The sequence below is a fragment of the Paraburkholderia sp. RL17-373-BIF-A genome, from assembly GCF_046030175.1.
Taxonomy (GTDB): domain Bacteria; phylum Pseudomonadota; class Gammaproteobacteria; order Burkholderiales; family Burkholderiaceae; genus Paraburkholderia.
Map to the genome: position 1 here is coordinate 14,203 of NZ_JARESO010000019.1, position 16,416 is coordinate 30,618.

At 59.1% G+C, this 16,416-nt stretch carries 26 protein-coding genes; all 26 read left to right on the plus strand.

The window, feature by feature from the left end; translation table 11 throughout:
- The first annotated feature begins 43 nt into the window (after nt 1-43).
- A complete protein-coding gene (gene recQ / locus P0D80_RS23190) occupies nt 44-1,891 on the plus strand; it encodes a DNA helicase RecQ (RefSeq protein ID WP_408179034.1) in 1,848 nt (615 codons plus the stop codon).
- 221 nt (nt 1,892-2,112) lie between these two features.
- Nucleotides 2,113-2,493, plus strand: coding sequence for a 30S ribosomal protein S12 (gene rpsL, locus P0D80_RS23195; protein ID WP_006998493.1), 381 nt, complete (start codon nt 2,113-2,115; stop codon nt 2,491-2,493).
- Between the two features lie 179 nt (nt 2,494-2,672).
- Nucleotides 2,673-3,143 carry a 30S ribosomal protein S7 gene (gene rpsG / locus P0D80_RS23200; RefSeq protein WP_006053291.1) on the plus strand — a complete coding sequence of 157 codons (471 nt, stop codon included), beginning with the start codon at nt 2,673-2,675 and terminating at the stop codon, nt 3,141-3,143.
- A 134-nt stretch (nt 3,144-3,277) separates the two neighbouring features.
- A complete protein-coding gene (fusA, locus tag P0D80_RS23205; protein WP_408179035.1) occupies nt 3,278-5,380 on the plus strand; it encodes an elongation factor G in 2,103 nt (700 codons plus the stop codon).
- 47 nt (nt 5,381-5,427) lie between these two features.
- A complete protein-coding gene (gene tuf / locus P0D80_RS23210) occupies nt 5,428-6,618 on the plus strand; it encodes an elongation factor Tu (RefSeq protein WP_012434572.1) in 1,191 nt (396 codons plus the stop codon).
- A 130-nt stretch (nt 6,619-6,748) separates the two neighbouring features.
- On the plus strand, nt 6,749-7,060 hold the full coding sequence (gene rpsJ / locus P0D80_RS23215) for a 30S ribosomal protein S10 (RefSeq protein ID WP_006998489.1): 312 nt from the start codon (nt 6,749-6,751) through the stop codon (nt 7,058-7,060).
- Nucleotides 7,061-7,261: 201 nt separating this feature from the next.
- Nucleotides 7,262-7,921 carry a 50S ribosomal protein L3 gene (gene rplC, locus P0D80_RS23220; protein ID WP_007180137.1) on the plus strand — a complete coding sequence of 220 codons (660 nt, stop codon included), beginning with the start codon at nt 7,262-7,264 and terminating at the stop codon, nt 7,919-7,921.
- Nucleotides 7,921-8,541 (plus strand): 50S ribosomal protein L4, encoded by a 621-nt coding sequence (gene rplD, locus P0D80_RS23225; RefSeq protein ID WP_007180136.1) that lies wholly within the window; start codon nt 7,921-7,923, stop codon nt 8,539-8,541. Before rplC ends, rplD begins: the two co-directional genes overlap by 1 nt.
- The gene (gene rplW / locus P0D80_RS23230; protein WP_007180135.1) at nt 8,538-8,852 is read left to right on the plus strand and encodes a 50S ribosomal protein L23; all 315 of its coding nucleotides are present in this window, start codon (nt 8,538-8,540) and stop codon (nt 8,850-8,852) included. The genes rplD and rplW overlap by 4 nt, the downstream gene beginning before the upstream one ends.
- A gap of 2 nt (nt 8,853-8,854) precedes the next feature.
- Nucleotides 8,855-9,682 (plus strand): 50S ribosomal protein L2, encoded by an 828-nt coding sequence (rplB, locus tag P0D80_RS23235; protein WP_132376697.1) that lies wholly within the window; start codon nt 8,855-8,857, stop codon nt 9,680-9,682.
- Between the two features lie 10 nt (nt 9,683-9,692).
- Complete coding sequence (rpsS, locus tag P0D80_RS23240; protein WP_004199273.1) at nt 9,693-9,968, plus strand: 30S ribosomal protein S19; 276 nt, start codon at nt 9,693-9,695, stop codon at nt 9,966-9,968.
- 7 nt (nt 9,969-9,975) lie between these two features.
- Nucleotides 9,976-10,308: a 50S ribosomal protein L22 gene (gene rplV, locus P0D80_RS23245; protein WP_007180133.1), complete on the plus strand. Its 333-nt coding sequence runs from the start codon at nt 9,976-9,978 to the stop codon at nt 10,306-10,308.
- Nucleotides 10,309-10,319: 11 nt separating this feature from the next.
- On the plus strand, nt 10,320-11,126 hold the full coding sequence (gene rpsC / locus P0D80_RS23250) for a 30S ribosomal protein S3 (RefSeq protein ID WP_011490053.1): 807 nt from the start codon (nt 10,320-10,322) through the stop codon (nt 11,124-11,126).
- Nucleotides 11,127-11,128: 2 nt separating this feature from the next.
- Entirely contained in the window at nt 11,129-11,545 is a 417-nt protein-coding gene (gene rplP, locus P0D80_RS23255; protein ID WP_007180131.1) for a 50S ribosomal protein L16, read from the plus strand.
- A gap of 10 nt (nt 11,546-11,555) precedes the next feature.
- Nucleotides 11,556-11,750, plus strand: a complete 195-nt coding sequence (gene rpmC / locus P0D80_RS23260; RefSeq protein ID WP_007180130.1) for a 50S ribosomal protein L29 — start codon at nt 11,556-11,558, stop codon at nt 11,748-11,750.
- On the plus strand, nt 11,747-12,019 hold the full coding sequence (gene rpsQ, locus P0D80_RS23265; RefSeq protein ID WP_007180129.1) for a 30S ribosomal protein S17: 273 nt from the start codon (nt 11,747-11,749) through the stop codon (nt 12,017-12,019). Before rpmC ends, rpsQ begins: the two co-directional genes overlap by 4 nt.
- A gap of 290 nt (nt 12,020-12,309) precedes the next feature.
- The gene (rplN, locus tag P0D80_RS23270) at nt 12,310-12,678 is read left to right on the plus strand and encodes a 50S ribosomal protein L14 (protein WP_006052212.1); all 369 of its coding nucleotides are present in this window, start codon (nt 12,310-12,312) and stop codon (nt 12,676-12,678) included.
- Between the two features lie 9 nt (nt 12,679-12,687).
- A complete protein-coding gene (rplX, locus tag P0D80_RS23275; protein WP_006052213.1) occupies nt 12,688-12,996 on the plus strand; it encodes a 50S ribosomal protein L24 in 309 nt (102 codons plus the stop codon).
- A 17-nt stretch (nt 12,997-13,013) separates the two neighbouring features.
- On the plus strand, nt 13,014-13,553 hold the full coding sequence (gene rplE, locus P0D80_RS23280) for a 50S ribosomal protein L5 (RefSeq protein WP_006052214.1): 540 nt from the start codon (nt 13,014-13,016) through the stop codon (nt 13,551-13,553).
- Nucleotides 13,554-13,560: 7 nt separating this feature from the next.
- A complete protein-coding gene (gene rpsN / locus P0D80_RS23285) occupies nt 13,561-13,866 on the plus strand; it encodes a 30S ribosomal protein S14 (protein ID WP_006052215.1) in 306 nt (101 codons plus the stop codon).
- A gap of 14 nt (nt 13,867-13,880) precedes the next feature.
- Nucleotides 13,881-14,276 carry a 30S ribosomal protein S8 gene (gene rpsH / locus P0D80_RS23290; protein WP_006052216.1) on the plus strand — a complete coding sequence of 132 codons (396 nt, stop codon included), beginning with the start codon at nt 13,881-13,883 and terminating at the stop codon, nt 14,274-14,276.
- Between the two features lie 18 nt (nt 14,277-14,294).
- Complete coding sequence (gene rplF, locus P0D80_RS23295) at nt 14,295-14,825, plus strand: 50S ribosomal protein L6 (RefSeq protein ID WP_132376698.1); 531 nt, start codon at nt 14,295-14,297, stop codon at nt 14,823-14,825.
- Nucleotides 14,826-14,837: 12 nt separating this feature from the next.
- Nucleotides 14,838-15,203 (plus strand): 50S ribosomal protein L18, encoded by a 366-nt coding sequence (gene rplR / locus P0D80_RS23300; RefSeq protein WP_006052218.1) that lies wholly within the window; start codon nt 14,838-14,840, stop codon nt 15,201-15,203.
- A gap of 14 nt (nt 15,204-15,217) precedes the next feature.
- Entirely contained in the window at nt 15,218-15,736 is a 519-nt protein-coding gene (gene rpsE / locus P0D80_RS23305; protein ID WP_006052219.1) for a 30S ribosomal protein S5, read from the plus strand.
- Nucleotides 15,737-15,746: 10 nt separating this feature from the next.
- A complete protein-coding gene (gene rpmD, locus P0D80_RS23310) occupies nt 15,747-15,929 on the plus strand; it encodes a 50S ribosomal protein L30 (protein WP_007180126.1) in 183 nt (60 codons plus the stop codon).
- 29 nt (nt 15,930-15,958) lie between these two features.
- The gene (gene rplO / locus P0D80_RS23315) at nt 15,959-16,393 is read left to right on the plus strand and encodes a 50S ribosomal protein L15 (protein WP_011490050.1); all 435 of its coding nucleotides are present in this window, start codon (nt 15,959-15,961) and stop codon (nt 16,391-16,393) included.
- Nucleotides 16,394-16,416: the final 23 nt, after the last annotated feature.

The following is a 16,416-nucleotide window of genomic DNA, read 5'->3' on the forward strand; positions in this document are numbered from 1 at the left end:
GTAAAATTCGTGTCACCGGCATCACGCTGCTTCTCTCAAATTCATGTCCCGTCCCCTCGAAATCCTCAACGAAGTCTTCGGTTACCCCGCGTTCAGAGGACAGCAGGGTGAAATTGTCGAGCACGTCGCCGGCGGCGGCGATTGTCTCGTGCTGATGCCGACGGGCGGCGGCAAGTCCCTCTGCTATCAGATTCCGTCGCTGGTGCGCCGCGAAGGCGGTTTCGGCACGGGCATCGTCGTCTCTCCGCTGATCGCGTTGATGCAGGATCAGGTGGCCGCGCTCACCGAAGTGGGCGTACGCGCGGCGTATCTGAATTCGACGCTGTCGAGCGCCGAGGCGATGGCAACGGAGCGCGCGTTGCGCGACGGTGATATTGATCTGCTCTACGTGGCGCCGGAGAGGTTGATGACGCCCCGTTTTCAGGAACTGCTGGAGCGCACGCGCATTGGCTTGTTCGCCATCGACGAGGCCCATTGCGTGTCGCAATGGGGGCACGATTTCCGGCCGGAATACATTCAGCTATCTGTGCTGCACGAGCGCTTTCCGAACGTGCCGCGAATCGCGCTCACGGCCACCGCGGATGCCATCACGCGCGATGAGATCATCCACCGCCTCGCGTTGGATGACGCGCGCATTTTCGTGTCGAGCTTCGACCGGCCGAACATCCGCTATCGCATCGTCGAAAAAGACAACGCGCGTACGCAATTGCTGGACTTCATCCGCGCCGAGCATTCGAAGCCGGACGGCACGACCGACGCCGGCGTGGTCTATTGCTTGTCGCGTCGCAAGGTCGAAGAGACGGCGGAGTGGCTGAAGGAAAAAGGCATGCGCGCGCTGCCGTACCACGCCGGGATGGAGTTCGAAATCCGCCAGAAGCATCAGGAGATGTTTCAGCGCGAGGAAGGGATCGTGATGTGCGCGACGATCGCGTTCGGCATGGGCATCGACAAACCGGACGTACGCTTCGTCGCTCACCTCGACTTGCCGAAGAGCGTCGAGGGCTATTACCAGGAAACGGGCCGCGCGGGCCGCGACGGCATGCCGGCGAACGCGTGGATGGCCTACGGTCTCGGCGACGTCGTGCAGCAGCGCAAGATGATCGACGAATCCGACGCCGACGACGCGCACAAACGCGTACAAACGGGCAAGCTGGATGCGCTGCTGGGACTGTGCGAAGCGGCGACCTGCCGGCGTGTGCGACTGCTCGCGTATTTCGGCGAATCGAGCAAACCTTGCGGCAACTGTGACAACTGCATTGAACCGCCGGACACATGGGATGCGACGCGCGAGGCGCAGATGGCGCTATCGTGCGTGTTCCGCGCCCAGCGGGCGAGCGGCTTTCATTTCGGCGCCGGCCATCTGATCGACATTCTGCGTGGCAACAGCAGCGAGAAAATCGTGCAGCGCGGTCACGAGAAACTGACTACGTTCGGCATTGGCTCGGCGCTAGGCGAGCCGGAGTGGCGCGCGGTATTTCGCCAACTGGTCGCATTCGGCTATCTAACGGTCGACCACGAAGGCTTCGGCTCACTGGTCCTGACCGAGGCAAGCAAGCCGGTCCTCAAGGGCGGGCAGAACGTCACGATGCGCCGTTATGTGAAGCCGACGCGCACGCGTCAATCGTCCGGCCGCACCAGCGAGCGCGCCGACCCGACGATCGGCATGGGCCCGCGTGAACGCGCGCGCTGGGAGCGTCTGCGCGCGTGGCGCACCGAAACGGCCAAGAGCGACGGCGTGCCGGCATATGTGATATTCCACGACGCGACCTTGGCGGAAATTGCTCGCAACGGCCCTGACTCGATCGAGGATTTGCGCGGCATTCCGGGTATGGGCGCGCGCAAACTTGACCGTTTCGGCGACGAATTGCTGGAAGTCGTCGCCGCCGACTGAGCGCTCAGCGAGTGCCTGAGCGGGTCGGCAGGGATGCGAAACATCGCAACCTGTTGACTCCCTTAGTATTTTCGGAATATTATGCTAGGTTCCGGTTCTTGGAATGCCTGCGCACGAAGTCGATTCGTACGCCGACTACCGGTCCGGAAGTTCGATGCGCAATCGTTTCTGCTTTGCCCGGAAACAGATGCGTCGATTTTGTTCAATTTCAGGAATAAACAATGCCAACCATCAATCAACTGGTTCGCAAAGGCCGCGCGTCGGAAACGACGAAGAGCAAGAGCCCGGCTTTGCAGGACTGCCCCCAGCGTCGCGGCGTGTGCACCCGTGTGTACACCACGACGCCGAAGAAGCCGAACTCGGCACTCCGTAAGGTTGCGAAGGTGCGCCTGACGAACGGCTTTGAAGTGATTTCGTACATCGGTGGTGAAGGCCACAACCTGCAGGAACACTCGGTCGTGCTGATTCGCGGCGGCCGTGTGAAGGACTTGCCGGGTGTGCGTTACCACATGGTTCGCGGCTCGCTGGATACCCAGGGCGTCAAGGATCGTAAGCAGGCTCGCTCGAAGTACGGTGCGAAGCGTGCCAAGGCTGGCAAGTAACTAGCCGGTCAGTAGTTTCACGTCGCCTGCAAGGGCGGTAATAGCGGTGGTGCCGGAATCGCCGGCGCTGTCGAGTAAGTGGTCACCCGACCAGGCTGGTAAGTCGTTAGAGATGAATCGGGTTAGTTGGTGGCCGCGGGGCTAAAAATAGCTCCAACTGAAAAGTTAAAGGAAGAAACATGCCGCGTCGTCGCGAAGTCCCCAAGCGGGAAGTGTTGCCGGATCCGAAGTTCGGTAACGTTGATGTAGCTAAGTTCATGAACGTGCTGATGCTCTCTGGCAAGAAGTCGGTTGCCGAGCGTATCGTGTACGGCGCTTTCGAACAGATCCAGACCAAGGGTGGCAAGGACCCGCTGGAAGTGTTCACGGTAGCGCTCAACAACGTCAAGCCGGTGGTCGAAGTGAAGAGCCGCCGCGTTGGTGGTGCGAACTATCAGGTTCCGGTCGAAGTGCGCCCGTCGCGTCGTATGGCATTGGCGATGCGTTGGCTGCGTGAAGCCGCGAAGAAGCGCAGCGAGAAGTCGATGGCCCTGCGTCTGGCAGGTGAACTCTCCGAAGCGGCCGAAGGCCGTGGCGGCGCAATGAAGAAGCGCGACGAAGTTCACCGGATGGCAGAAGCCAACAAGGCGTTCTCGCACTTCCGTTTCTAAGCTTCCCGAACCCGGGTTTAGCAGAAAAAACGGAAAGAAATTCCGGGCGGGTGCGCTTACAAAGCGCCTCGCCCGTTTGTGTTACAGCGCGATGGGCATTTTCTCGCATCGCGTCATCCCAATAGAGGATCAAAGTGGCTCGCAAGACACCTATCGAGCGCTACCGTAACATCGGTATTAGCGCTCACATCGACGCCGGCAAAACGACGACGACCGAGCGCATCTTGTTCTACACCGGCGTGAACCACAAGATTGGTGAAGTTCACGACGGCGCTGCCACCATGGACTGGATGGAGCAGGAGCAGGAACGCGGCATCACGATCACGTCCGCTGCTACCACGGCGTTCTGGAAAGGCATGGCCGGCGACCGCGCTGAGCACCGCATCAACATCATCGACACCCCGGGCCACGTCGACTTCACGATTGAAGTTGAGCGCTCGATGCGCGTGCTCGACGGCGCGTGCATGGTCTACTGCGCTGTGGGCGGCGTTCAGCCCCAGTCGGAAACCGTGTGGCGTCAGGCTAACAAGTACAAGGTTCCCCGTCTCGCGTTCATCAACAAGATGGACCGTACCGGCGCGAACTTCTTCAAGGTTTACGACCAGCTCAAGCTGCGTCTGAAGGCGAACCCGGTTCCGGTCGTGGTGCCTATCGGCGCGGAAGAAAACTTCACGGGCGTCGTCGATCTGCTGAAGATGAAAGCGATCATTTGGGACGACGCGTCGCAAGGCACGAAGTTCTCGTACGAAGAGATCCCGGCGGAATTGCTCGATTCGTGCAACGAGTGGCGCGAAAAGATGGTCGAAGCGGCTGCTGAGTCGAGCGAAGACCTGATGAACAAGTACCTCGAAGAGGGCGAGCTGACGGAAGCGGAAATCGTTAAGGGTCTGCGCGACCGTACGATCGCTTGCGAAATCCAGCCGATGCTGTGCGGTACCGCGTTCAAGAACAAGGGCGTGCAACGTATGCTGGACGCCGTGCTCGACTTCCTGCCGTCGCCGGTCGACATCCCGCCGGTTACCGGCGAGCTGGAAAACGGTGAAAAGGGCGAGCGCCGCGCTGCCGACGACGAAAAGTTCTCGGCACTGGCATTCAAGATCATGACCGACCCGTTCGTCGGCCAGCTGATCTTCTTCCGCGTGTACTCGGGCGTTGTGAATTCCGGTGACACCGTGCTGAACGCGACCAAGGACAAGAAGGAACGTCTGGGTCGTATTCTGCAGATGCACGCGAACCAGCGCGAAGAAATCAAGGAAGTCCGCGCAGGCGACATCGCTGCCGCGGTCGGCCTGAAAGACGCAACGACCGGCGACACGCTGTGCGATCCGCAAAGCCCGATCGTGCTCGAACGCATGATTTTCCCGGAGCCGGTGATTTCGCAGGCTGTTGAGCCGAAGACGAAGCCTGACCAGGAAAAGATGGGTCTGGCGCTGAACCGTCTGGCACAGGAAGATCCGTCGTTCCGCGTTCAAACGGACGAAGAATCGGGCCAAACCATTATTTCGGGCATGGGCGAGCTTCACCTGGAAATTCTGGTTGACCGCATGAAGCGCGAATTCGGCGTGGAAGCGACCGTCGGCAAGCCGCAGGTTGCTTACCGCGAAACGATTCGCGGCAAGGCGGAAGACGTTGACGGCAAGTTCGTCAAGCAGTCGGGTGGTCGCGGCCAGTACGGTCACGCGGTCATCACGCTCGAGCCGAATGAGCAAGGCAAGGGCTACGAGTTCCTCGACGAGATCAAGGGCGGCGTGATTCCGCGCGAATACATCCCGGCGGTGGACAAGGGTATCCAGGAAACGCTGAAGGCAGGCGTGCTGGCAGGCTTCCCGGTCGTCGACGTCAAGGTTCACCTGACGTTCGGTTCGTACCATGACGTTGACTCGAACGAAAATGCGTTCCGCATGGCCGGTTCGATGGCGTTCAAGGAAGCAATGCGCAAGGCTCAACCGGTCATCCTCGAGCCGATGATGGCTGTGGAAGTCGAAACGCCTGAAGATTACATGGGCAACGTGATGGGCGACCTGTCGGGTCGTCGCGGTATCGTTCAGGGCATGGACGACATGGTTGGCGGCGGCAAGATCGTTCGCGCCGAAGTCCCGCTGTCGGAAATGTTCGGCTACTCGACGTCGCTGCGTTCGCTGACCCAAGGTCGTGCAACGTACACGATGGAGTTCAAGCACTACTCCGAAGCACCGCGTAACGTGTCCGAAGCGATCATCAACGCGAAGTCGAAGTAATCGCGCGGCAAGTCATTCAACGATTAACTTTTTGAAAGAAGAGAAACATGGCTAAAGGTAAATTCGAACGGACCAAGCCGCACGTGAACGTCGGCACGATCGGTCACGTTGACCACGGCAAGACCACGCTGACGGCAGCGATCACGACGGTTCTGACGCAGAAGTTTGGCGGCGAAGCGAAGGCATACGACCAGATCGACGCGGCGCCGGAAGAAAAGGCGCGTGGCATCACGATCAACACGGCACACGTCGAGTACGAAACGGCTAACCGCCACTACGCACACGTCGACTGCCCGGGCCACGCTGACTATGTGAAGAACATGATCACGGGCGCAGCGCAGATGGACGGCGCGATCCTGGTGTGCTCGGCCGCAGACGGCCCGATGCCGCAAACGCGTGAGCACATCCTGCTGGCGCGTCAGGTTGGCGTGCCGTACATCATCGTGTTCCTGAACAAGTGCGACATGGTGGACGACGCTGAGCTGCTGGAACTGGTCGAGATGGAAGTTCGCGAACTTCTGTCGAAGTACGACTTCCCGGGCGACGACACGCCGATCATCAAGGGTTCGGCCAAGCTGGCGCTGGAAGGCGACAAGGGCGAGCTGGGCGAAGTGGCGATCATGAATCTGGCCGACGCGCTGGACACGTACATCCCGACGCCGGAGCGCGCAGTTGACGGCGCGTTCCTGATGCCGGTGGAAGACGTGTTCTCGATCTCGGGTCGCGGCACGGTGGTGACGGGTCGCGTTGAGCGCGGCGTCGTGAAGGTCGGCGAGGAAATCGAAATTGTCGGTATCAAGCCGACGGTGAAGACGACCTGCACGGGCGTGGAAATGTTCCGCAAGCTGCTGGACCAGGGTCAGGCGGGCGACAACGTGGGTATCCTGCTGCGCGGCACGAAGCGTGAAGACGTGGAGCGTGGCCAGGTGCTGGCGAAGCCGGGTTCGATCAACCCGCATACGCACTTCACGGCTGAAGTGTATGTGCTGAGCAAGGACGAAGGTGGCCGTCACACGCCGTTCTTCAACAACTATCGTCCGCAGTTCTACTTCCGTACGACGGACGTGACGGGCTCGATCGAGTTGCCGAAGGACAAGGAAATGGTCATGCCGGGCGACAACGTGTCGATCACGGTGAAGCTGATCAACCCGATCGCGATGGAAGAAGGTCTGCGTTTCGCAATCCGCGAAGGCGGCCGTACGGTCGGCGCAGGTGTGGTTGCCAAGATTCTCGAGTAAAATCGCGGATTGACGTATTTGCTGTAAGTGGTGCCCGGAGCCGGGCGCCGGCCCTCAGCGGGCGCCCGGCTCTACGTTCTTTTATTGTCTGGCGGTGCAATACCGCCTCGCTCTTTTCCAAGGAATTGTCATGCAGAACCAGAAAATCCGCATTCGCCTGAAGGCTTTCGACTATCGTCTGATCGATCAATCGGCAGCTGAAATCGTCGACACGGCAAAGCGGACTGGCGCAATCGTTCGTGGTCCGGTGCCCCTGCCGACCCGCATTCAACGCTTCGACATCCTGCGTTCGCCGCACGTCAACAAGACCTCGCGCGATCAGCTCGAAATCCGTACGCACCAACGTCTGATGGACATCGTCGATCCGACGGACAAGACCGTTGACGCACTGATGAAGCTCGATCTGCCGGCTGGCGTGGACGTGGAAATCAAGCTGCAATAAGGCTTCCAGCGGTTATCCGGTCCGCCGGACATCGCTAAGTCATTGATTGCTTGCGGAAAACGAAAAGCCTCGCTATAATGCAAGGCTTTTCGCGCATTGGCGCAAAAAAGTCGGTGTGCTGCAGCATGAATTCATGCCCGAAACGGCACCGGCATTTTGTAAATTAGCCCCGACCAATCGCAGTCGGGAATGGAGAAAACGATGAGCCTTGGACTCGTAGGTCGCAAGGTTGGCATGACCCGTATCTTCACGGCAGAAGGGGATTCGATTCCCGTTACCGTGCTGGACGTGTCCGACAACCGCGTGACGCAGATCAAGACTGTTGAAACCGACGGCTACACGGCCGTGCAGGTTGCATTCGGTACGCGCCGTGCATCGCGTGTGACGAAGCCGTTGGCCGGTCATCTCGCCAAAGCCGGTGTTCAAGCCGGTGAAATCCTCAAAGAATTCCAGATCGATGCTGCCAAGGCTGCCGAGTTGTCGAACGGCACCGTGGTCGGCCCCGACCTGTTCGAAGTAGGCCAGAAGGTCGACGTGCAAGGCGTGTCGATTGGTAAGGGCTACGCCGGTACCATCAAGCGTTACAACTTCGCATCTGGCCGTGCATCGCACGGTAACTCGCGCTCGCACAACGTGCCGGGCTCGATCGGTATGGCGCAGGATCCGGGTCGTGTTTTCCCGGGTAAGCGCATGACCGGTCACATGGGTGACGATACGGTAACCGTGCAAAACCTCGAAATCGCTCGTATCGACGCTGACCGCAAGCTGTTGCTGGTCAAGGGCGCCGTTCCGGGTGCGAAGGGTGGCAAGGTATTCGTTACGCCGGCCGTGAAGACGCGTGCCGTGAAAGGAGCGAAATAATGGAACTTAAGCTCCTGAATGCCAATGGTCAGGAAGGTGCAGGCGTTAGCGCGTCGGACGTCGTGTTCGGCCGCGATTACAACGAAGCCCTGATTCACCAGGTAGTGGTTGCGTACCAGGCGAATGCCCGTAGCGGCAACCGCGCGCAGAAGGATCGTGAGCAAGTCAAGCACACGACCAAGAAGCCGTGGCGCCAGAAGGGTACGGGCCGTGCCCGTGCCGGTATGTCGTCGAGCCCGTTGTGGCGCGGCGGTGGCCGGATCTTCCCGAATTCGCCGGAAGAAAACTTTTCGCACAAGGTCAACAAGAAGATGCATCGCGCAGGTCTCTGCTCGATCTTCTCGCAGCTGGCCCGCGAAGGCCGCATCTCGGTGGTCGACGAGCTGACGCTCGAAGCGCCGAAGACGAAGCTGCTGGCCGAAAAATTCAAGGCGATGGGTCTCGACTCCGTGCTGGTGATTACCGACACGGTTGACGAAAACCTGTACCTCGCGTCGCGCAACCTCGCCCATGTGGCAGTTGTCGAGCCGCGTTACGCCGACCCGCTGTCGCTGATCTACTTCAAGAAGATCCTGATCACGAAGGCTGCGGTCGCCCAGATCGAGGAGTTGCTGTCATGAGCGAGATTCGCAAGAACGATCATCGTTTGATGCAGGTCCTGCTCGCGCCGGTGATCTCCGAAAAGGCGACGCTGGTGGCCGACAAGAACGAGCAAGTCGTGTTCGAAGTCGCGCCCGATGCCACGAAGCAGGAAGTGAAAGCTGCAGTCGAGCTACTGTTCAAGGTGGAAGTCAATTCCGTCAACGTGCTGGTCTCGAAGGGCAAAGCCAAGCGCTTTGGCCGCTTCATGGGCAAGCGCAAGGACGTGAAGAAGGCGTACGTCTGCCTGAAGCCCGGCCAGGAAATCAACTTTGAAGCGGAGGCCAAGTAATCATGGCAATCGTTAAAGTTAAGCCGACTTCGCCGGGCCGCCGTGCGATGGTCAAGGTGGTCAACAAGGATCTGCATAAGGGCAAGCCGTACGCACCGCTGCTCGACTCGCAATCCACGACCGCCGGCCGTAATAACAACGGTCACATCACCACCCGTCATAAGGGCGGTGGTCATAAGCATCACTATCGTGTCGTCGACTTCCGTCGCAACAAGGACGGCATTCCGGCAAAGGTCGAACGTCTTGAGTACGATCCGAACCGTAGCGCGAACATCGCGCTGGTTCTGTACGCAGACGGCGAGCGCAAGTACATCATCGCTCCGAAGGGTGTGACGGTTGGCCAGCAGTTGATGTCGGGTTCGGAAGCTCCGATCCGCGCAGGCAACACGCTGCCGATCCGCAACATTCCAGTCGGTACGACGATTCACTGCATCGAAATGCTGCCGGGCAAGGGCGCGCAAATGGCGCGTTCGGCTGGCACGTCGGCGATGCTGCTGGCTCGTGAAGGCATCTACGCACAGGTCCGCCTGCGCTCGGGTGAAATCCGCCGCGTTCACGTTGAATGCCGCGCGACGATTGGTGAAGTTGGCAACGAAGAGCACAGCCTCCGTCAAATCGGTAAGGCTGGCGCGAACCGCTGGCGCGGTATCCGCCCGACGGTGCGTGGCGTTGCAATGAACCCGGTCGATCACCCGCACGGTGGTGGTGAAGGCAAGACGGCTGCAGGTCGCGATCCGGTGAGCCCGTGGGGCACGCCTGCTAAGGGTTATCGCACCCGCAGCAACAAGCGCACGACGAGCATGATCGTCCAGCGCCGTCACAAGCGTTAAGGAGTAGGCAATGGCACGTTCTGTAAAAAAAGGTCCGTTCTGCGACGCCCATTTGCTGAAGAAAGTTGAGGCGGCAGCAGCTTCGCGGGATAAGAAGCCGATCAAAACCTGGTCGCGTCGCTCGACGATCCTCCCGGATTTCATCGGTCTGACGATCGCCGTTCACAACGGCCGTCAACACGTTCCGGTGTACATCTCGGAAAACATGGTCGGCCACAAGCTTGGCGAGTTCGCACTGACCCGTACGTTCAAGGGTCATGCAGCCGACAAGAAGGCTAAGAAATAAGGGGCTCATGATGGAAGTGAAAGCAATTCATCGCGGTGCCCGCATCTCGGCGCAGAAAACGCGCCTTGTGGCTGACCAGATCCGCGGTTTGCCGGTCGACAAGGCGCTGAACGTTCTGACGTTTTCGCCGAAGAAGGCTGCGGGAATCGTGAAAAAGGTCGTGCTGTCGGCGATCGCGAATGCGGAGCATAACGAAGGCGCCGATATCGATGAGCTCAAGATCACGAGCATCTACATCGACAAGGCTGCGTCGCTCAAGCGTTTTACCGCGCGCGCTAAAGGCCGCGGTAACCGCATCGAGAAGCAATCCTGTCACATCACTGTGACGGTCGGGAATTAAGGGGTCATACGATGGGACAGAAAATTCATCCGACTGGCTTCCGTTTGGCCGTCAGCCGCAATTGGGCGTCGCGTTGGTACGCGAACAACAACAATTTCGCGGCGATGTTGCAGGAAGACATCGGTGTTCGTGAATACCTGAAGAAGAAGCTGAAGAACGCTTCGGTTGGTCGCGTCGTCATCGAGCGTCCGGCAAAAAACGCGCGCATCACGATTTATAGCTCGCGTCCGGGTGTGGTCATCGGTAAGAAGGGCGAGGATATCGAGCTGCTGAAGTCGGAACTGCAACGCCGCATGGGCGTTCCGGTCCACGTCAACATCGAAGAAATCCGCAAGCCGGAAACCGATGCGCAACTGATCGCGGATTCGATCACGCAACAGCTCGAGCGCCGGATTATGTTCCGCCGCGCGATGAAGCGTGCGATGCAAAACGCAATGCGTCTGGGTGCTCAAGGCATCAAGATCATGAGCGCTGGCCGCCTGAACGGTATCGAAATCGCTCGTACGGAATGGTATCGCGAAGGTCGCGTGCCGCTTCATACGCTGCGTGCTGATATCGACTACGCAACTTCGGAAGCGAAGACGACGTACGGCATCATCGGCGTGAAGGTGTGGGTCTACAAGGGCGATACGCTCGGCCGCAACGACGCACCGGTGGTTGAAGAAGTCGCCGAAGAAAAGCGTCCGCGCCGCAACGCACGTCCGGGTGGCGATCGCCGTCCGCGTCGCGATGGTGAAGGTGGTGGCCCGGCAGGTGCACGCCGTGGCGCTCCTCGTCGTGCTGGCGGTGCCGGCGACGGCGGGAAGACTGGAGAATAACGATGCTGCAACCGAAACGCAGAAAGTATCGCAAAGAGCAGAAGGGTCGTAACACCGGTATCGCTACCCGCGGCAACGCGGTGTCGTTCGGTGAGTTCGGCCTGAAGGCTATCGGTCGTGGTCGCTTGACCGCGCGCCAGATTGAAGCGGCACGTCGTGCAATGACGCGTCACATCAAGCGTGGTGGCCGCATCTGGATCCGCATCTTCCCGGACAAGCCGATCTCGCACAAGCCGGCTGAAGTACGTATGGGTAACGGTAAAGGTAACCCTGAGTACTACGTCGCAGAGATTCAACCGGGCAAGATGCTGTACGAAATGGACGGCGTAACCGAAGAGCTGGCACGCGAAGCGTTCCGTCTGGCTGCAGCTAAGCTGCCGCTCAAGACGACGTTTATCGTGCGTCAGCTCGGCGCCTAAGGAGCAAATGATGAAGGCTTCCGAACTTCACCAGAAAGATCAGGCCGCGCTCAACAAGGAGCTGTCGGACCTGTTGAAGGCGCAATTCGGCCTGCGCATGCAACTCGCGACCCAGCAGCTTACGAACACGAGCCAGTTGAAGAAGGTTCGTCGCGACATCGCACGTGTGCGGACCGTCCTGACTGAGAAGGCGAACCAGAAATGAACGATAGCGTAAAAACCTCGCTCAAGCGGACGCTGGTCGGCAAGGTCGTCAGCAACAAGATGGACAAGACGGTCACCGTGCTGGTTGAGCACCGCGTGAAGCACCCGATCTACGGCAAGTACGTTGTGCGTTCGAAGAAGTACCATGCGCACGACGATGCGAATACGTACAACGAGGGTGACCTCGTTGAAATCCAGGAAACACGTCCGATTTCGAAGACGAAAGCTTGGGTTGTGGCTCGCCTGGTCGAGGCTGCTCGCGTCATCTGACGCCGCAAAGTTGTAGAAGTAATTGAAATCGCAGTAAGTTTCGCTTGCAAGACCGGGATTATTTGTTATAATCTCGGTCTTCCCTCTTTTATGGGAGCCCCGTCGCGGGCGAAGTTGGTGGGGGAAGCGGTTCAGGCGCCAGTCTGTTCCGAAGGATTCACCGGATTGCGATGGCGGGTTTCGTTTGCCGTCGCTGCTGTTCATACCCAAGCAGCCGATTGGCTGACGGGACCAAGACTGACCGGGTACGCCATGGTGGTGTGGCCGGATTAAGTTGGGAAAGATAAACCATGATCCAGACCGAAACTCGGCTTGAAGTGGCCGACAACACGGGTGCGCGTGAAGTCATGTGCATCAAGGTGCTCGGCGGCTCGAAGCGTCGTTATGCCAGCATTGGCGACATCATCAAGGTGACCGTCAAAGAAGCAACGCCGCGCGGGCGCGTGAAGAAAGGCGAAATTTACAACGCCGTGGTGGTTCGCACCGCCAAGGGCGTGCGCCGTCAGGACGGCTCGCTGATCAAGTTCGATGGCAACGCCGCTGTGTTGTTGAATGCCAAGCTCGAACCTATTGGCACCCGTATTTTCGGGCCTGTCACGCGCGAGTTGCGCAGCGAACGATTCATGAAGATCGTTTCGTTGGCACCCGAAGTGCTGTAAGGAGTCGCGATGAACAAGATTCGCAAGGGTGACGAAGTTATCGTCATCACCGGCAAAGATAAAGGCAAGCGCGGCGTCGTGCTGTCCGTTGGCGAAGGCAAAGTGATTGTCGAGGGTATCAACCTCGTCAAGAAACACGTCAAGCCGAACCCGATGAAGGGTACGACGGGCGGTGTGGAAGCCAAGACGATGCCGCTGCAAATTTCGAACGTCGCATTGGTCGACGCGAATGGCAAGGCGTCGCGTGTAGGCATCAAGGTCGAAGGAGACAAGAAAGTCCGTTTCCTTAAGACGACCGGTGCCGAGCTGAGCGCCTGACGCTGCGGAGTAAAAAAATGGCTCGTTTGCAAGAGTTTTACAAAGAGAAGGTTGTACCCGGCCTCATCGAGAAGTTCGGTTACAAGTCCGTGATGGAAGTGCCGCGCATCACCAAGATCACCCTGAACATGGGCCTTGGCGAAGCGGTTGCTGACAAGAAGATCATCGAAAACGCCGTCGGCGACCTGACGAAGATCGCAGGCCAGAAGCCGGTGATCACGAAGGCACGCAAGGCAATCGCTGGCTTCAAGATCCGTCAGGGCTATCCGATCGGTGCAATGGTCACGTTGCGTGGTCAGGCAATGTACGAATTTCTGGACCGTTTCGTGACGGTCGCGCTCCCCCGTGTGCGTGACTTCCGTGGCGTGTCGGGTCGTGCGTTCGATGGTCGCGGCAACTACAACATCGGTGTGAAAGAGCAGATCATTTTCCCCGAAATCGACTACGACAAGATCGACGCACTGCGTGGGCTGAACATCAGCATCACGACGACTGCGAAGACCGACGACGAAGCAAAGGCTCTGCTCGCCAGCTTCAAGTTCCCGTTCAGAAACTGAGGTTACCGTGGCTAAACTGGCACTGATCGAACGTGAAAAGAAGCGTGCTCGCCTGGCCGCTAAGTACGCTCCCAAGCGTGCTGAGCTGAAAGCGATTATCGGCGATATGAGCAAGTCGGACGAAGAGCATTACGCAGCACGTCTGGAACTGCAACAACTGCCGCGCAACTCTAACCCGACCCGTAAGCGCAACCGCTGCGCAATTACCGGTCGCCCGCGTGGCACGTTCCGTAAATTCGGGCTGGCGCGTAACAAGATTCGCGAAATCGCGTTCCGCGGCGAGATCCCTGGCCTGACCAAGGCGAGCTGGTAATAGGAGAAACGTAAATGAGCATGAGTGATCCTATCGCCGATATGCTGACTCGCATCCGCAATGCGCAGATGGTTGAGAAAGTCTCGGTGACTATGCCCTCGTCGAAAGTCAAGGTTGCGATTGCGCAGGTCCTGAAGGACGAAGGCTATATCGATGATTTCGCAGTGAAGTCCGAAGGTGCGAAGTCTGAATTGAACATCGTGTTGAAGTACTACGCTGGCCGCCCGGTCATCGAGCGCATTGAACGCGTTTCGAAGCCTGGTCTGCGTGTGTACCGCGGCCGTAACGACATCCCTGTGGTCATGAATGGCCTCGGCGTGGCAATCGTGTCGACGCCGAAGGGCGTGATGACGGACCGCAAGGCGCGCGCAACGGGCGTTGGCGGCGAAGTCATCTGCTACGTCGCTTAAGGCCGAAAGGAGAGAAACATGTCTCGAGTAGGTAAAAGCCCGGTCGCGCTGCAAGGCGCCGAAGTGGCCCTGAGCGACGATCGCATTACCGTCAAGGGCCCGCTGGGTACGATTTCGCAGGCTGCTAACAGCCTCGTGAAGGTGGTGAACGACAACGGCACGCTGAAGTTCGAGCCGGTTGACGAAAGCCGCGAAGCGAATGCGATGTCGGGCACGATGCGCGCACTGGTTGCGAACATGGTGAACGGCGTGACGAAGGGTTTCGAGCGCAAGCTGACGCTGGTTGGCGTTGGTTACCGCGCACAAGCGCAAGGCGACAAGCTGAATCTGTCGCTGGGTTTCTCGCACCCCGTGGTGCACCAGATGCCGGAAGGCGTCAAGGCTGAAACCCCGACGCAAACCGAAATCGTGATCAAGGGGATCAATAAGCAACAAGTTGGCCAGGTCGCTGCAGAAGTGCGCGGCTATCGCCCTCCGGAGCCCTACAAGGGCAAGGGTGTGCGTTACGCCAACGAGGTTGTGATCCTCAAAGAAACGAAGAAGAAGTAAGGGTGCGCAATCATGGATAAGACTCAATCTCGCCTGCGCCGCGCTCGTCAGACGCGTATCAAGATCGCTGAGCTGCAGGTCGCGCGTCTCGCCGTGCATCGCACGAACACGCACATCTATGCGCAAGTGTTCTCGCCGTGCGGCACCAAGGTGCTCGCCAGCGCGTCGACGCTCGAGGCCGAAGTGCGTGCGCAACTGGCTGATCAAACGGGCAAGGGCGGCAACGTCGCCGCTGCTACGCTGATCGGTAAGCGCATCGCAGAAAAGGCTAAGGCTGCCGGCATCGAATCCGTCGCCTTCGACCGTTCGGGTTTCCGTTACCACGGCCGCGTGAAAGCGCTGGCTGATGCGGCGCGCGAAGCCGGACTCAAGTTCTAAGGGAAGAATTCGTCATGGCAAAGATGCAAGCGAAAGTTCAGGCTGACGAACGCGACGACGGCCTTCGTGAAAAAATGATTTCGGTCAACCGCGTGACCAAGGTCGTGAAGGGTGGCCGGATTCTCGGTTTCGCCGCACTGACCGTGGTTGGCGACGGTGATGGCCGCGTCGGTATGGGCAAGGGCAAGGCGAAGGAAGTGCCGGTCGCTGTTCAGAAGGCGATGGAACAGGCTCGCCGCAACATGTTCAAGGTGCCGCTCAAGAACGGTACCCTGCAACACGAAGTGCACGGTAAGCACGGCGCATCGATGGTCCTCCTGGCCCCGGCCAAGGACGGTACCGGTGTGATCGCTGGCGGCCCGATGCGCGCAGTGTTCGACGTGATGGGCGTGCAGAACGTTGTGGCCAAGAGCCACGGTTCGACGAACCCGTACAACCTCGTTCGTGCAACGCTCGACGGTCTGCGCAAGCAGTCCACGCCGGGCGACATCGCGGCGAAGCGCGGCAAGTCCGTCGAAGATATTCTGGGCTAAGGTGGACACCATGTCTGATAAAACTGTCAAGGTCCAGCTCGTCAAGAGCCTGATCGGCACCCGTGAAACGCACCGTGCAACGGTGCGTGGCTTGGGCCTGCGCCGACTCAACTCGGTTAGCGAGTTGCAGGACACGCCGGCTGTGCGCGGCATGATCAACAAGGTTTCGTACCTCGTTAAGGTCATCAGCTAAGCGGCTGACCAGGACTCAAGGAGTTGATAATGGAATTGAATAACCTGAAGCCGGCTGAAGGCGCGAAGCACGCAAAGCGTCGCGTTGGTCGCGGCATCGGCTCCGGCCTCGGCAAAACCGCCGGCCGTGGTCACAAGGGTCAGAAGTCGCGTTCGGGCGGCTTTCACAAGGTTGGCTTCGAAGGCGGTCAAATGCCGCTGCAACGTCGCCTGCCGAAGCGTGGCTTCACCTCGCTGACGAAGGAATTCGTCGGTGAAGTGCGTCTCTCGGATCTGGAAAAGCTGCCGGTCGACGAAATCGATCTGCTGGCTCTGAAGCAAGCCGGCTTGGTCGGCGAGCTGATCAAGAGCGCCAAGATCATCGCGACGGGCGAGCTCAAGCGCAAGGTCGTTGTGAAGGGTCTGGGTGCGACGAAGGGTGCGCGCGCTGCTATTGAAGCAGCCGGCGGCTCTTTTGCCGAGTAACGCGCAAGTTATTTGCCGTCACT

Bases quoted from the DNA above. Each gene is read 5' to 3' on its own strand.
- rplX (WP_006052213.1), top strand. From the start codon at position 12,688: ATGAACAAGATTCGCAAGGGTGACGAAGTTATCGTCATCACCGGCAAA.
- rplB (WP_132376697.1), top strand. From the start codon at position 8,855: ATGGCAATCGTTAAAGTTAAGCCGACTTCGCCGGGCCGCCGTGCGATG.
- rplP (WP_007180131.1), top strand. From the start codon at position 11,129: ATGCTGCAACCGAAACGCAGAAAGTATCGCAAAGAGCAGAAGGGTCGT.
- rplD (WP_007180136.1), top strand. From the start codon at position 7,921: ATGGAACTTAAGCTCCTGAATGCCAATGGTCAGGAAGGTGCAGGCGTT.
- rpmD (WP_007180126.1), top strand. From the start codon at position 15,747: ATGTCTGATAAAACTGTCAAGGTCCAGCTCGTCAAGAGCCTGATCGGC.
- rpsQ (WP_007180129.1), top strand. From the start codon at position 11,747: ATGAACGATAGCGTAAAAACCTCGCTCAAGCGGACGCTGGTCGGCAAG.
- rpsC (WP_011490053.1), top strand. From the start codon at position 10,320: ATGGGACAGAAAATTCATCCGACTGGCTTCCGTTTGGCCGTCAGCCGC.
- tuf (WP_012434572.1), top strand. From the start codon at position 5,428: ATGGCTAAAGGTAAATTCGAACGGACCAAGCCGCACGTGAACGTCGGC.
- rplV (WP_007180133.1), top strand. From the start codon at position 9,976: ATGATGGAAGTGAAAGCAATTCATCGCGGTGCCCGCATCTCGGCGCAG.
- rpsE (WP_006052219.1), top strand. From the start codon at position 15,218: ATGGCAAAGATGCAAGCGAAAGTTCAGGCTGACGAACGCGACGACGGC.
- rpsG (WP_006053291.1), top strand. From the start codon at position 2,673: ATGCCGCGTCGTCGCGAAGTCCCCAAGCGGGAAGTGTTGCCGGATCCG.
- rpsL (WP_006998493.1), top strand. From the start codon at position 2,113: ATGCCAACCATCAATCAACTGGTTCGCAAAGGCCGCGCGTCGGAAACG.
- rplF (WP_132376698.1), top strand. From the start codon at position 14,295: ATGTCTCGAGTAGGTAAAAGCCCGGTCGCGCTGCAAGGCGCCGAAGTG.
- rplR (WP_006052218.1), top strand. From the start codon at position 14,838: ATGGATAAGACTCAATCTCGCCTGCGCCGCGCTCGTCAGACGCGTATC.
- rplO (WP_011490050.1), top strand. From the start codon at position 15,959: ATGGAATTGAATAACCTGAAGCCGGCTGAAGGCGCGAAGCACGCAAAG.
- rplN (WP_006052212.1), top strand. From the start codon at position 12,310: ATGATCCAGACCGAAACTCGGCTTGAAGTGGCCGACAACACGGGTGCG.
- rpsH (WP_006052216.1), top strand. From the start codon at position 13,881: ATGAGCATGAGTGATCCTATCGCCGATATGCTGACTCGCATCCGCAAT.
- recQ (WP_408179034.1), top strand. From the start codon at position 44: ATGTCCCGTCCCCTCGAAATCCTCAACGAAGTCTTCGGTTACCCCGCG.
- rplE (WP_006052214.1), top strand. From the start codon at position 13,014: ATGGCTCGTTTGCAAGAGTTTTACAAAGAGAAGGTTGTACCCGGCCTC.
- rpsJ (WP_006998489.1), top strand. From the start codon at position 6,749: ATGCAGAACCAGAAAATCCGCATTCGCCTGAAGGCTTTCGACTATCGT.
- rplC (WP_007180137.1), top strand. From the start codon at position 7,262: ATGAGCCTTGGACTCGTAGGTCGCAAGGTTGGCATGACCCGTATCTTC.
- rpmC (WP_007180130.1), top strand. From the start codon at position 11,556: ATGAAGGCTTCCGAACTTCACCAGAAAGATCAGGCCGCGCTCAACAAG.
- rpsS (WP_004199273.1), top strand. From the start codon at position 9,693: ATGGCACGTTCTGTAAAAAAAGGTCCGTTCTGCGACGCCCATTTGCTG.
- rplW (WP_007180135.1), top strand. From the start codon at position 8,538: ATGAGCGAGATTCGCAAGAACGATCATCGTTTGATGCAGGTCCTGCTC.